This is a genomic window from Catenulispora subtropica, from assembly GCF_039531675.1.
GTDB classification, from domain to species: domain Bacteria; phylum Actinomycetota; class Actinomycetes; order Streptomycetales; family Catenulisporaceae; genus Catenulispora; species Catenulispora subtropica.
In genome coordinates this window covers 32,882-46,829 of the sequence record NZ_BAAAQM010000051.1, presented here as the reverse complement: position 1 = coordinate 46,829, position 13,948 = coordinate 32,882, and the positions used below count along the sequence as shown (strand labels likewise).

The 13,948-nt window shown below is 68.0% G+C and carries 12 protein-coding genes and 1 pseudogene; 9 read left to right on the top strand and 4 right to left on the bottom strand.

From position 1 onward, the window contains the following. Positions 1-146: 146 nt before the first annotated feature. From ABD466_RS33645 to ABD466_RS33635, 3 genes are all read left to right on the top strand, one after another. Complete coding sequence (locus ABD466_RS33645; protein ID WP_344661274.1) at positions 147-1,178, top strand: hypothetical protein; 1,032 nt, start codon at positions 147-149, stop codon at positions 1,176-1,178. A gap of 97 nt (positions 1,179-1,275) precedes the next feature. Continuing rightward, positions 1,276-3,006, top strand: a complete 1,731-nt coding sequence (locus ABD466_RS33640; protein ID WP_344661273.1) for a DUF4158 domain-containing protein — start codon at positions 1,276-1,278, stop codon at positions 3,004-3,006. 63 nt (positions 3,007-3,069) lie between these two features. Continuing rightward, entirely contained in the window at positions 3,070-4,452 is a 1,383-nt protein-coding gene (locus ABD466_RS33635; RefSeq protein ID WP_344661307.1) for a Tn3 family transposase, read from the top strand. On the opposite strand, the gene ABD466_RS33630 is transcribed toward ABD466_RS33635, so the two are convergent. The 3 genes and pseudogenes from ABD466_RS33630 to ABD466_RS44550 form a co-directional block, all read right to left on the bottom strand. Then, the gene (locus ABD466_RS33630; RefSeq protein ID WP_344661272.1) at positions 4,422-5,120 is read right to left on the bottom strand and encodes a hypothetical protein; all 699 of its coding nucleotides are present in this window, start codon (positions 5,118-5,120) and stop codon (positions 4,422-4,424) included. The two genes, ABD466_RS33635 and ABD466_RS33630, sit on opposite strands and share 31 nt — an antisense overlap. 110 nt (positions 5,121-5,230) lie before the next feature. Beyond that, positions 5,231-5,566, bottom strand: coding sequence for a DUF4259 domain-containing protein (locus ABD466_RS33625; protein WP_344661271.1), 336 nt, complete (start codon positions 5,564-5,566; stop codon positions 5,231-5,233). Positions 5,567-5,605: 39 nt separating this feature from the next. Further along, a pseudogene (locus tag ABD466_RS44550) lies at positions 5,606-5,848 on the bottom strand (DUF4253 domain-containing protein); the annotation flags it as partial. Positions 5,849-6,789: 941 nt separating this feature from the next. Here ABD466_RS44550 and ABD466_RS33615 point away from each other — a divergent pair. From ABD466_RS33615 to ABD466_RS33605, 3 genes are all read left to right on the top strand, one after another. Then, positions 6,790-7,437, top strand: a complete 648-nt coding sequence (locus tag ABD466_RS33615) for a hypothetical protein (protein ID WP_344661269.1) — start codon at positions 6,790-6,792, stop codon at positions 7,435-7,437. Positions 7,438-7,495: 58 nt separating this feature from the next. After that, positions 7,496-8,407: a recombinase family protein gene (locus ABD466_RS33610; protein WP_344661268.1), complete on the top strand. Its 912-nt coding sequence runs from the start codon at positions 7,496-7,498 to the stop codon at positions 8,405-8,407. A 63-nt stretch (positions 8,408-8,470) separates the two neighbouring features. Continuing rightward, positions 8,471-9,055: a hypothetical protein gene (locus ABD466_RS33605; RefSeq protein ID WP_344661267.1), complete on the top strand. Its 585-nt coding sequence runs from the start codon at positions 8,471-8,473 to the stop codon at positions 9,053-9,055. 226 nt (positions 9,056-9,281) lie between these two features. Here ABD466_RS33605 and ABD466_RS33600 read toward each other — a convergent pair whose 3' ends face one another. Beyond that, positions 9,282-11,000 carry a ricin-type beta-trefoil lectin domain protein gene (locus ABD466_RS33600; protein ID WP_344661266.1) on the bottom strand — a complete coding sequence of 573 codons (1,719 nt, stop codon included), beginning with the start codon at positions 10,998-11,000 and terminating at the stop codon, positions 9,282-9,284. Between the two features lie 211 nt (positions 11,001-11,211). Here ABD466_RS33600 and ABD466_RS33595 point away from each other — a divergent pair, with 211 nt between their 5' ends. The 3 genes from ABD466_RS33595 (at position 11,212) to ABD466_RS33585 (ending at position 13,854) form a co-directional block, all read left to right on the top strand. Next, positions 11,212-12,660: a hypothetical protein gene (locus ABD466_RS33595; RefSeq protein WP_344661265.1), complete on the top strand. Its 1,449-nt coding sequence runs from the start codon at positions 11,212-11,214 to the stop codon at positions 12,658-12,660. A gap of 167 nt (positions 12,661-12,827) precedes the next feature. Continuing rightward, entirely contained in the window at positions 12,828-13,280 is a 453-nt protein-coding gene (locus ABD466_RS33590) for a carboxymuconolactone decarboxylase family protein (RefSeq protein ID WP_344661264.1), read from the top strand. 172 nt (positions 13,281-13,452) lie between these two features. Beyond that, positions 13,453-13,854, top strand: a complete 402-nt coding sequence (locus ABD466_RS33585) for a VOC family protein (RefSeq protein WP_344661263.1) — start codon at positions 13,453-13,455, stop codon at positions 13,852-13,854. The last annotated feature ends 94 nt before the right edge of the window (positions 13,855-13,948 follow it).

Here is a 13,948-nt window from a genome sequence, read left to right as displayed (position 1 = left end):
ACGATCCCGGGCACAACGCCGTGACATTCAACCGGGCGCGGAAGGCCGCCGCGCGGGCTGAAGCTGCCGCAGCCGGAGGTACGCCGGTCGGTGGGGCCGTTGTCGTGGCAGCCGCTGTGGGAAGTGGAAGCGGCGGAGGGCTGCCCGTGACAGCGGCGCGCGCCGGGTTCGAGGCCTCGGGCGTGTCGGTCGCGGCGACGTTGCGGCAGCTTGGCGCGCAGGTGGACCTGTGGTTGGAACGTGCTGAGGCGATCACCGATCCGGAGAATGTGGAGCGGCAGCTGCGTTCTGTGGAGCTGGACGCGGCCGCGCGGGTGACCGCGGCTGAGCAGGTTGCCGCTGCGGAAGCTGCACGCCGGGCCGAGGCTGAGCTCGCCGTTCAAGCGGCGAACGCCGGTGCTGAGCAGGCGGCTGCGGATGCCGATGTGGCGCGTGAAGCGCTGGATGCCGCGGTCGCCGCGCATGCCGAGCACGAACAGCAGCTGCGGCGGGAGGCTGGCGAGCAACTTGCCGAGCTGCGTGAGCAGGGTGAGGCCGCCGTGGCCGCGATGCGTGAACAGGCGCGCCGGGAAGTCGACGCCGCCCGCCGGGATGCTGCCGAAGCTACGGAGTTGGCCAACCGCACCCGTGCCGAGACCGCCCTGTTGTTGGAAGCCGCACGTGAGCAGGCCGAGCTGGTGCGGCAGGCGGCGGATGCGCGGATTGCTGCGGCCGAGGGCAAGGCTGCGACCGCTGCCGCTGAGGCTGAGGCGGCGGCTCAGCGTGCGGCAGCGGAGTTGGAGGCGTTGCGTGCCAATCTGACCGCGCAGGTCCAGGCTGCTAGAGCTGATGCCGAGGCTGCGCATGCGGCGCGTGTGGCCGAGACGGAACGCGCCGACCGCGAGGTTGCGGCGAGGCTCGCCGAGGCGGAGCGGGCGGCGCGCGCCGAGGCTGCTGTGGATGCCGCGGCGGCTCGTCTGGATCAGGTGATGGCGCGTGCGCAGCAGGACGCTGCTGCTTTGAGTGCTGAGCGTGAGGCACGTCGTGAGGCCGAGCTGCTGGCTGCTTCGTTGCGGGGGGAGCTTGCTGCTGCTGAACGGGAGCGTGATGGGTCAGGCGTCGGCGGGCGGGTTCCGGGAAGGCGTCTACAGGAGTCTCAAGAAGGGGTGGGACCGGAATACGGGAGAAAGGGGCTGTGATCTTGTTCCGCAGCTGCTGAGTGCCGGTGTCGATCGCCTCTGCGTGCGTCGCTAGGATTCTGTCAGCCTGCTGATCCATGACCTGTCGAGGTGTGTGTTGACGTCGATCGACCGCACCGCCGATCCAGGGTTCGCGCGGATGGTGTCGGCGCGGGAGTTGGCAGACAGCTTCACTCCGGCTGCGGACGAGGTGGCCTGGGCGCGGGCGACGACCAAGACCGATCAGCACCTGTTGGCGCTGGTGGTCTGGCTGAAGTGTTATCGGCGTCTGCGGTATTTCCCGTCGCTGGACGAGGTCCCTGATGCGGTGGTCGTCCACATACGCGGGCTGCTGGAGCTGCCGGAGAGCGTCGTCGCCGAGGTGGACGCGACCCGGACGGCCAAGCGGCACCGGGAGTTCGTGCGTGCCAGGTTGGGAGTGAAGTACGACTCTGCGGAGGTGCGGGAGATCGCTGAATCGGCGATCCGGGCGGCGGCGCAGAGCAAGGACAACCCGGCCTCTCTAATCAACGTGGCGTTGGAGGAGTTGGTCGTCCAGGGCAAGGAGCTTCCCGGTTACACCGCCTTGGACAAGATGGTTGCCCGGGTCCGCGCCGAGGTCAACGGGAAGGTGTACGCGGACGTCGCGGCCCGGATGACGGGCGCGCAGCGGGCGTGGCTGCTTCACCTGCTGTGGGTGGACCCCTCGACCCCGCGCAGCGAGTTCGACAAGTTAAAGGCTCCGGCGAAGGCCGCGACGATCGGCAAGCTCAAGGAGCGCTTGGCGCACCTGGCGAAGCTGGACGCGGTCGGTCCGACCGAGTCCTGGCTCACTGGCGTCCCGCCCGGGAAGATCTCGCACTTCGCCGGGGAGGCGAAGGTCACCGACGCTGCCGACATGGCCAAGGTCGGCGAGGACAAGCGGCTGACGCTGCTGGCCGGCTTCATCCACGTGCTGCGTACCTCGGCCCGGGACGAGGTGACCGAGATGTTCTGCAAGCGCATGGGCGTCATCCACAAGAAGGGCCGGTTCCGGCTGGAGGCGCTGCGCGAAGAACACCGGATCGAATCCGAGCGGCTGCTGGAGGTGTTCGGCGACGTGCTGGCCGCCGCTCGCGAAGCTGCCGAGCAGGACCCAGACGCTCCCGAACCCGCGGTGGGACCAGATGCCGAAGACGCTGTCGACGAGACCGAAACTGCTGAGCCGGACCCCGCCGGTGAAGAGACGGCCGAGCTGCAGGCCGAAGAAGAGGCCGAGGCACAGGCGGAGCTCGCCCGCCGAACCGGTGCCCTGGTCCTGAAGGCCCTGGCCGGCGGCGGGGGCGTTGACCGGCTGTCCGCAGCACACGAGGCAGTGGCCGCGCACCACGGAAACAACTACCTGCCCCTGTGCGAGCAGTACTACAAGTCGCACCGGCCGACGTTGTTCACACTGGTGGACGCGATCGAGCTGGAGGCGACGTCGGCGGAGCGGGCGGTACTGGACGCGCTGGAGTTCGTGCGGGCCGTCCGGGACGCCGGCCGCATTGCCGAACGAATCGATGAAACCGTCCTGGTCGAGCGTGATGGCGAGGAGGTCGTGCTGACCCTCGATATCGACGCGTTCGCCGGGCCTCTGTGGAAGCGCACGCTGCGCGACCGGCGCCGCCCCGGGATGCTGGCCCGGCGTCACCTGGAGGTGTGCGTGTTCTCCCACCTGGCGTCCGAGCTTCGCAGCGGCGACATCGCGGTGGTCGGGTCGGACTCCTACGCCAACCTGCACACCCAGCAGATGACCTGGGAGGAGTGCGAGCCGCACATCGGGACGTCTGCGAGCAGGCGGGCCTGCCAGCCGACCCTAAGACGCTGATAACGCACTACCGGGCGCTGCTGACGAAGACCGCGGCCGACGTGGACAAGGGCTACCCGGCCAATACCGACCTGCGGCTGGAGGACGGCCAGCCGGTGCTGGCCCGGCGCAAGGGCGCCGAGCGGCTGCCCTCGGCCCTCGCGCTGGAGGCGGCGATCCTGGACCGGCTGGCCCCGGCACCTGGGCCCGGCCTCGGGATCAGACCCGAAGATCCGCGACAGCCTGGGCCGGTACGTGGTCACAGCCTTCGCCTACGGCGGCAACCTGGGGCCGACGGAGGTGGCCCGCCACATGCGAGGCGTGTCTACGCACGAGATCTACACCGCCGGGAACAAGCACTCCGATCCCAACAAGATCTACAAGTCGTCGGCGGACGTCGTGAACGCGTTCGCGAAGCTGGACGTCGCGGCCATGTGGGGCGACGGGCAGACCGCCGCGGTGGACGGCTCGCAGATCGACACCTGGGAGAACAACCTCCTGGCCGAATCCCACGTCCGCTACGGCGGGTTCGGGGCCCTGGCCTTCCGGCTGGTGTCCGACAACTACATCGCCCTGTTCTCCCACTTCATCCCGTGCGGGGTGTGGGAGGCGGTGTACCTGTTGGACTCGCTGCTGTCCAACATCTCCGACGTGAAGCCCGAGACGATCCACGCCGACACCCAGGGGGCCTCGCTGCCGGTGTTCGAGATGGCCGCGCTGCTGGGGTTCGACCTGCTGCCACGGATTCGGAACTGGCATGACTTGAACTTCTACCGGCCGGCCGCAGGCGCGAAGTACAAGCACATCGATGCGCTGTTCGAGGACAACGTGATCGATTGGGGACTGCTGGAGAAGCATTGGACTGATCTGCTGCGCACCGGGATCTCCATTCGGGAGGGTCGGCTGTCGTCGGTGACGTTGCTGCGCCGCCTGGGGAACCATTCCCGGCGCAACCGGATCTACAAGGCGCTGCGCGAGCTGGGCCGAGTGATCCGCACCATCACGCTGCTGCGGTACCTGTCCGAGCCGGCGTTGCGCGATCAGATCACGATGGTCACCAACCGGACCGAGAACTTCCACAAGTTCGCCGCCCACCTGATGATCGGCGGCCAGCTGATCAGCCACAACGACCCCGGCTACCAGGATCGGGTGGTGAAGTTCAACGAGCTCGTGGCGAACTGTGCCATCTACTCCACGGCCCTGGACATCACCGACGCGGCGAACGCCCTCGCCGCAGACGGCCACCCGGTAGACCTCGACGACCTGGCACGATCAGCCCGTATGTCACCCGCACGATACGGCGGTTCGGCGACTGGATCGTGGACCTCACCCCGCCGGAGCACACCCCGGCAACGACGCTGGATCTGGAACCCAGGGTGCTGTTCGCGACCGGCGGGACATGAGCCCGCCAGCCCGGCCATCCTGAATATATCCGGCTATCGGCTCCTGCCGGAGGCTTGCGCGTAGTGATTGAGGTAGGCGAGTTGGGCTTCGTCAAGGTCTTCGATGGGTCGTTCGCCGTGGAGCGCGAGCTGAAGGACGCTTTCCGTCCAGAACCGGTAGGCGAAGATCTCGACCGTTGGCGCGCACCAGAAGACCTCGTAGTCCAGGTCGTTGTCGAAGTCCGGGAGGTTCTCGATCTCGTCGGCGTCTCCGCTCGATCCGACCTCAGCCTCCCATTCGATGTCGCGGTAGGAGTGGACGACGAAGGAGTCGCCGTCGGGCCGCAGGTATAGGTACCACAGCACGCAGTCCTGCTGGTCGCGGAAGAACCGCACCATGCGAGCGTCGGGTTCGATGGGGCTGGGCAGCGGCGTGGACAGGCTCGTCCAGCAGCAGGTGCCTGACACCTCGTCCAGGCACCGGTACAGGTTCGACCGGGTCATATATGTGACGAAGTCAGTCGGCAGGCTCAGTCCGGCCTCGGCCAGGTCGGTGCCGAGACTGTCCATCGCGGCCATCTGCCCGTCCAGGACGTCCCCGAGATCGCCGCGCCAGGCGAAGTCGCCAGTGAACGACTTCTCGTCCAACGGGGGCACCGATTCGATCGGGTAGCGCTCGTAGGTGTAGCGGCACGGTCGGTGATCTCCGAGGTCGGTGGCGCACCACGAACCGCGGAACGGGGCGGGGATCACGGGGCCGCCTCGAACAGCGGGTCCATGTCGTTGGTCGCTCCGCTGAGCAGAACGGACTTCAGCTGATACATCGACGTGTGCCAAGGTCGCTGCGCCCGCATGTCCTCAGCTCACAGGGCCGCGAGTTCGCTGTCTTCGCCGAGGACTCGCTCGACCGCGCTGATCGCGAGCGGGACCAGGTCCGGCGGCAGGTCCGGGACTGGAGCCTCAGGGCCGTAGCCGTTCGGCGCGAAATGCTCGCCGCCGGGCAGGCGGTACGCCACCAGGGCGGCAGCGGCCACGGCCGGAGCTCCCTCGTCGAGGTCGAGGTAGCCGTCATTCTCAACGGCGGCCGTGAGAGCTGCGCGAACCATGGCGACGCGCTGGTGCTCCGGTGCGTCGTCCAGGTCGTTGGCGAAGTCGGCCGCGCTGTCGTTGTCGTACGGACCGGCATCCCAGGTGCCCATCGTGTCCGTCCTCTCGGTCTGCGCTTTGATGGGCTCTGGTCAGTCCCACCAGAAGAACCAGGAGTGGCCGTAGACCTGCTCCTGCGCCAGAGCGGTCGTCGTGCCGACGCCTTGGGTGACGATGTCCGAGCAGTAGGCGACCTGCTGCTCGGCAACGCGGGCCACGGTCGCGGGGTCGGCCGGCGGATCGGGGACGGCCAACTCGATCACATCGAAGGCGAGCGTCAGCAGTTCGGCACCGTGCTCACGGTGCCAGTAGGACAAGACTGCTTCGTGCTGCGCACCGGTAATGCCATAGTTGCAGGCCCCGCCCCACTCGATCAGCCTGGGGATGTCGGTGCCGCCGGGGCCGGCCGGGCACAATCCGATCTCCTCGGTATTCGCGGCCCAGCACTTGCCGACTGCGGGGACGGGCGGGAGGTCAAGCGGCCCGCAGCTGTACCCAGCCGCGATCTCCGCCAACTCCTCTTCGTCGAAGTCCGGATCGTCCTCGTCTTCTTCGAGGTATTCCGCACGCCAGCGTTCGAACAACTCGCTTGCGGTGACGGCTGAAGGCTCACTGGCCGCGATCCGGCGATTCGCCTCGAAGGCCTCCCAGACCGTGGGGCGACGGTCGTCGCGTTCCGGATCGGTCAGGAACGGCCACAGTCCGGTCTCGTCGTAGAGCTTCTTGAATGCATGCCACGTCTGGAACGCGGTGCCTTTCGGTATTCGAACCGCCAGGACATCGCGTCCGTCGGCCAGGGATCCGACGACGTTCGCTTTGGCCAGCAGGCCGCGAGCGTCAAGCGGTGTCTTTGTGGTCATCAGCTTCCGTTCCGCGATGATCGCCGCCTGCTGGCGACGGCCGCAATCGTGCCAGTCCGCACCGACAGGCGGCGCGTCGGGGTTGACGAGCACCCTGATCCGATCATCGTACGGGGGCTTAATCGATCGATTCCGCCCCCATGTGACGATCCAATGCGCGCAGCCGCGCCACCAGCGGAAACGCCGGACCGATCCAATCGGATCCGGTCCAGGATTCCGCCTCCCCATTACGCCCCCTAGGATGACCGCGACGGCCGCCTCTGACCGGCCACCAGTGGCGGCGATCATGGTTGTGCGTTCCCCTGCCCGGAGAGAGGCTGCCGCCGGATGGCGGGGGATGATCTGGCAAGCGGTTGAGCTCGTCCGCCGCGAATGATCACCGGTCGTCGACGGACAGTAATGAGGGGTGGGGTCCGGTGAGCGTGATGGGCGTGTGGGCCGTTGCGGCCATTGACGATGCCCAGCTGTCGGCCTTGAGCGCGGCGTTGGCGGACTTGTTGGACGAGTACCGCAGTACGGAGGCGTTCGCACGTTACGTCGAACTGATGGCGTGGTGGGAACACGGCGGAGACGCCGAGGATTTCTTCGAGCCGGTCCCGGGCCGATCCTGGCTTCGGCCGACAGCGGCCGCCGAGCGGTTCGCCACCTTGATCGATGTCGCGAACCCGGGTTCGCAGACCTACGGCGACTCGGCTGAGCGCTTCGTGGAGCTGATGCCCCACGGCGGTGAGGGCACGTTCGCCGCGACGGCGCGGAAGGCCAGCCCGGCAGCGGCGCTGCACTACGGGCTCGGCGCCGCTCGTTCGGCGTTGCTGCCTGGGCGGTTCGGCGAGTTCGCACTCAAGCATGCCGAGGTTGCCGCCGCTCTCGCGGGCGTCGAGCAGGCGCTGGCCTTGACGGGGCAGGGCCGCAGCCAGGTACTCGAGCGTTCTCGGCGCTGGCTTGCGGAGTACGGCGACGCGCCCGAAGCCGATGCCGAGGAGCTTCTGGACGGCCCGCTGCGGGTCCTAAGGCTGGCCGCGGCGACCGGTCAGGGCGCCGTGGGAGTCGTGGCGTGGTACTGACACGACCTCAGGGAACGACGCCGCGGGGCCGGCTGTACGCCGAGCGCGAGGGACGTCCGTGACCGATCTTGTCTATCTGCGCCATTCCACCGACAGGCAGACCGACGCCCGGCAGCGTCACGCCCTGGCCGCGCTGCTGGCCGCCGGCAGCCCGGTCTTCGACGACCCGGCCACATCCTCCCGTGTGCTGTCGCTGCGCCGGGAGGGGTTCACCGCGCTGCTGAACGCGGCAGCGGTCGGTGACACGATCCGCATCGCTGACGCCGCCCGGCTGTTCCGCTCTGTGGCCGACATCCTGGCGCTGCGGCCGGTGCTCATCCGCCGTGGGCTTCACCTGCGCGTGGAATCGGGTCTGCTGTCGGGGATCGACCTGGCCTCCGACGACCCCGGGACCAAGATGATGGTGTCTGTTCTGGCCGCCGTGTTGGAGTTCCAGCGCGACATGATCAGCGAGAACACGCGCGAGGGCGTCGCCGCTGCCGGGGCCTCCGGCAAGACCCTCGGCCGCCCTGCCGCAGTCTCCGCCGATGCCGCCGGTCGGATCGTCGCCGCTTACCACGAGGGCACCGCCGTCAAGGCGCTGGCCAGGCAGCACGACGTCGCGCCCCGCACCATCCGGCGCGTTCTGGACGCCGCTGGTGCCCGCGTACCGGGTGAGAATCCGAATGCGCTGGACGACGGGGCCGGGGCCGATCGTGCTGCGGCAACCGAGCGCCCAGAGATCACTCTCGACATCCCCGGATTGATCGCCGAGTACCTGCGTGACGTCGGCGATGCCGCAGTCCGCACGGCCCTGGACGGCGGGCAGACTGTCCGCCGAGGCCAGGGGCATTCGGTCCGGCTGTCGGCCCCGGCCGACCTGCACCGTGCTGCGCTGGCGCAAAGCGGCGGCCTGGCCGCCGCCGGACCGGCTGAGCGCAAGGCGTACCGGGTCTACGCCGCACGCATCGCCGCGGCTGAAACCGCATGATCCGACAGGATCAGACCACGCCGCAGAGCTCACCGATTCTCGGGTGGCCGCAAAGGTTTAGCTATGACGTTCAACACCGAAGCTGATCTCGGGGCCGTCGAACGAGACGAATGGCTATACGCGCCGACCATCGGCGTTGGGCCTCTCCGGTTCGGCATGAGCCTCGACGAAGTGGTCAAGACGGCGGGAACCTTCGGTCCGACGAAGGTCAGCGAGTGCGTACGGCATCACTCGATCTTCGCGCCGATTTGGAGAGTCGAAGTCCACCATCGCGAGGTAGCTGCTTCCCCGCCTGCGGTTACGGGTTATGTCAGTCAAGCTGTGGGGCTGTTCTGCATCGCCTCCGATGCCGTGCACGGCCCCCAGGTCGCCTTCGACGGACTTCGACTGGTCGGGAAAGACCTGGCGGAGCTGGAGAGTGACACGATCGCGTACGCCGAGACACACGACGTTGGCCTTCGGTACACGCCAGAGGGCTACGCAGGACCCGATGATCCTGGGATCGTCCTACGCGCACAACGCGTCGGGCTGGCCCTCCGATCGCGTCCGCTGTTTATCGTGACGCGCGACGGGGCGAACACTGAATGGGACTCGATGCCCTCCGAGGAGTATCGCCTGGGCAACAATCCACAGCCTAACGTGGTGTGACTAAAGACGACTTCCCGCCCCCCTACCTGCCACGATACAAGATCACGGCCCCTTTCTCTCGTATTCCGGTCCCACCCCAAGAAGCCCCGACGAACTGATGTGGCGGAGGAGTTCTTAGGAGATCTGGTGGTGGGGTCGTAGTGATAGCCAGCTGCGACCCCACCGGCAGGCTTAGTCAGCGCGGGTGTTGCATTCAGTTACGGTCTGGTTCTGGGCTCGGTCGTGCTCACGCTGGCAATGCCCATGCCTGATTCGCTTGGTGGTTCCCGCAGGTCCAGGTGTCCAGCTTCGTGTTGTTGGCCGTTCCGCCTCCGTACACGTCGAGGCACAATCCGGAGGCGTCGTTGGTCAGTGTTCCGTCCGGATGCGCTGTCCAGTGTTGCGTCGATGTCCCCGTGCAGGTGGACAGCACTACTGAGCTGCCTGCCGTGGTGCCCGATGCGGTCAGGCACTTGCCCAGTGACCGCATGCTGCCGTCGCCCGGCCGTGTCCATGCTTGGTTTGCGTTGCCGGAACAGCTGTACAGGATCACTGCGGTGCCGTCGGTGGTGCTGCTGCCGGTGATGTCCATGCACTTCGCGCCGTTGCCGACGACTTCGCCGGTGGGTATGGGTGCGGGGCAGTTGGAGGCGGGGGTCAGGCGCCAGATTGCCGTTGCGTGGGATGGGATTGTTGCTGACAGCGTGCTTGAGGTTGTCGATGTGGTTCCGGACCACAGGTCCTTCGCGGTTACTGTGCAGTTGGGCAGTCCGATCGAGGCGAGTGTGGTTGACACGGTCTGGGCTGAGGCGCCGCGGTTCAGTACCGCTACGGCGCGGTCGCCGTTGGCCAGGGGTTTGGCCAGGACGTCGAGTGTGCCGTTGGTCGATACCACTGCGGCCTGGTTGCCTGCGGAGTCTTGGTCGATCGCGATCAGGTCGCTGTTGCCCAGGGCCGCGAGGCCGGCGGAGGTCAGGGCGCTGACGTTGGAGGACAGGATCATCGGTGCGCTCATCATCGCCCAGAGGCCCACCTGGCTGCGGGATTCGTCGGCGGTCAGGCCGGGGTCGCCGGCGATGAGGAAGTCGGGGTCGTTCCAGTTGCCGGGGTGGGCGTAGCGGGCGATCCAGCGGTTGTAGCCGTAGTTCGACATGACTGAGGACCAGCGGGAGGTGTTGGGGCTGGAGGCGTTGTAGGTGGCGATGTCCCAGCCTTCGCGCCACAGTTGGCCGTACTGGCCGATCCAGCTCAGGACGTCGAACCAGGTGGGGTTGCCCCATTCGCCGTTCTGGAAGTATGCCGGGGCGGATTCGGAGAACACGATGGGGCGGCCGGCGGAGGCCAGTGCGGTGGCTTCGGCGCTGTAGGCGTTGCGGTAGGCCTGTTCGGTGCTTTGTCCGGAGGGGATGTAGACGTTGCAGCCGTCGAGTTTGAGGTAGTCCACGCCCCAGGAGGCGAAGGTGGCGGCGTCGGTGGCGAAGTGGTCGGGGCCGCCGCCTTGGGGTTGGCCGCTGCCGGGGTAGCCGCCGCAGGTGGAGGAGCCGGCGTCCTCGTAGATGCCGAATTGCAGGCCCTTGCTGTGGAGGTAGGTGCCGAGCCAGGCCATGCCGTGGGGGAATTTGGTGCTGTCGGCGACCAGGTGGCCTGAGGAGTCGCGGGAGGTCGCCATCCAGCAGTCGTCGACGGTCACCGTGGTGTAGCCCTTGGCTGCCAGACCGCTGCTGACCAGGGCGTCGGCGTTGGCGGTGACGATCTGTTCGGTCACCGAGCACTGGTAGTGGGCCCAGTCGTTCCAGCCCATCGGGGGCGTGGGCGCCAGGGTGGCCGCGGATGTCTGAGCCGGGGCTGCGGGCGCGGTCGGAGCGGTCACCGCGTGCGCGGGGCCCAGTGTCAGTGGCAGAGCTGCCAAAGCGCAGGACAGGGCGGCGGTGAGCAGCCGTCGGAAACCGGGTGGGGGTGATGACACGGTGCCTCCTTGCTGATTCTTGAGAGATCTGCGGGGCGCACGCCGTGCCTCAGCACACTGCCAATGCTCGGAAGTGTCAAGGTTTCGCGTCATCCGCACAGATCCGATCAGCCGGGCCGGGGTCCGCAACGGGGTCGAAACGCCGTCGCCCCCGGCACTACGCTTGGGCACCGACGCATCGGACGAGGCACGAGGCAGGGGAGTGAAGCGGGTGTCGTCGACGTCGGCGGTCGCCGTACTGGCACAGGGGCTGCGGGACCTTCGGGACTTCGCGGAGGGGCCAGACGGACAGGAGCTGCGGCAACGCACCGGATTGACCGCACAGCAGATCGACGCGGCCCTGGACGGCGCGCGCCTGCCGACCCGGGAGGTGACGCTGGCGCTGGTCGGCGCGTGGGAAGGCGACGTCGAGGCCTGGCGGGAGTACTGGGGGCAGATCTCGGAGCTCGTGAAGAGCGAGGCCGGGGAAGGCGATGGGGGCGGGGGCGAGAAGGGTGGCGGGCGCAAGCGGGCTGTGCCGGTGGCGCCGGAGCCGTCGATCATCACGCCGCTGCCGGCGCAGGAGCCCGAGACGGGGGCGGGGGCGGACAAGCTGCTGGCTGAGGCGGAGGGACCGCAGGCGGAGGGGCAGGTCCACAAGCCGCAAGAGGCGGAGGGACCGCAGGCCGAGGGGGGCAAGTCGCAGGCCGAGGCGGTGCGCGCCAGCGAGGATGGCCGCAAGGACGGTGAAGGCCAAGGCGGGGAAGAACAAGAAGCCGAGGTCGGGCCGGTAGCCGGTGCCGAGGAGCCGGAGGAAGCCGAGGAGCCGGCGCCGGCCGGTGCCGCGGCAGCTCAGGTCCTGGACATCCCTTCCAACACCACGACGACCGTTCAGTTGTCTGCAGCGACCCCGGCTGCTGGGCTTCCGGCATCGGCGCCTGCTTCGGATCCGCCGAGGAAGAGCGTTGTGGCGCGCGTCGGCGTACCGGCTGCCTTGTTCGTCCTCGGCGTCGCCGTCGGCGCGTTCGGCGACCACGCCTTCGCCTCGAAGTCCACGTCGACGCCGACCGGGGCGTCGGTGCCTCCCGCTTCCAAAAGCTCCGGTGGTGCGGCGGGTACGGCGAGCCGCTCCTCGCAGCCGTCCTCGGCGGGGACGGCCAGTGCGGCCGGCGGTATCGCGCCGTCGAGCTCGGCGGCGGCCACCCCGAGCGGCTCGGGCACTTCGTCCTCGGCCGGTGGCGTCGACGTCTCGCCGTCGTCCGGGTCGAGTACGTCCTCGGCCGGTTCGACTACCTCCTCGGGGGCGACGCTCGGCACCTACAGGGGTATCCAGCTGGCTTCCGGTTATAGCGTCGACTTCCTCAACGACACGTATCACCCGGCTTCCGGTACCGCCAACGGACCGGATTCGATGGGTTTTTTCGCCACCAGCTTCGTCGACGGCCGCTTCTACGCCGACCGTGTGGCGGTGCTGGACTCGCAGGACACCGGCAGCTACACCACTTGCCTCAACGACACCCGTTACCAGCACGACGTGCTGTTGTCGCAGGTGTCGTCGGGTACCAGCTTCTGCATCCATACCGACACCGGGCATCTGGTGCTGGTGACGGTGCGGCGGATGCCTTCCAGCACGGATGCGAACCCGTATGCGGTGGTGGATCTGACCGTGTGGCAGAACTAGAGCGGTAGCTGAAACGCTGACCTGCGCGAACCTCCCCGGCGCTGGATGTGACCCACGTCATATCTGGCGCTGTCACATTCCGATGCGGCCCGGCGTCAGTGAGGCGGCGGACCAACAGGTCCCAATCGGCATGAAACACCCGTTCAGTATCGATAGGGGAGCACGACATGGAAGCGCGCATCGCGAACCCGGCCATGATCCTGGAGGCCGGCGGCTCCATTCAGGACCTGTACAAGTCCATCTACAAGGGCGGGGTGTCGCAGACCGTCCTGGAGCTGGTGCATCTGCGGGCCAGCCAGATCAACGGCTGCGCGCCGTGTGTGTTCAGCGGCCTGTCCAATCTGAAGAAGGCCGGGGAGTCCCAGGAGCGGATCGGGCTGGTGGCCGTGTGGCGGGAGGCCCCGCAGTTCACTGAGCAGGAGAAGGCGGCGCTGGCGTTGGCGGAGGCGGCGACGCGGATGGCCGACGGTGCGGCGGGGGTCACTGACGCGGTGTGGGATGAGGCGGCGCAGTTCTTCGACGAGAAGCAGCTGGCGGCGGTTGTGATGATGATCGCGTTGACCAACTTGTTCAACCGGTTGAACGCCACCACGCGGCAGGTCGCCGGCAAGGCCTGGTAGAGCACCCGGCGTAGGCGTGGGTGTGGGCGTGGGCGTGTGCCGTGGCCGGGCCGGGGGAGTCGGGCAGTTCACAGCCCGGGTGCCTTCCGGCCCGGCCGCGCCGCGGGTAACGTGCGCACGTCGACTCAGAGCGCTACATCGCCGTATCGCCGTCCCTTGACAGGAGCGCAGCATGCCCGAGCTTTCCGGCTGGTCGCACGTGTCCTTCTCGGTCCGCGACCGTGACGCCAGCGTCCGTTTCTACACCGACGTGCTGGGCTTCAAGACCCTGGCCGTGACCGACAAGCCCGACTGGCTGCAGACGCTGATGATCCACGCGACCGGGGTGTGTGTGGCGTTCCAGCAGCACACCGGCAACGACGGCGAGGCGTTCCACTACGCGACCACGGGCTTGGACCACTTCGGGTTCGGTGTGTCCTCCCCGGAGGAGCTCCTGCAGTGGGCGGCCCGGTTCGACGAGCTCGGGGTGACGCACTCCCCGGTCCGCGACACCGACTTCGGGCAGTTCGTCAGCTTCGAGGACCCCGACGGGATCCAGCTGGAGCTGTTCTACAGCCCCCTGGCCGCCGGGTAGTCAGACCGGCAGACCAGACCGGGTTTGCCGGCACAACAGACCGGGTCTCCGTCGGAGCCGCCGCCGTGTCACGGCGGCGGCGTGACACCTGCCT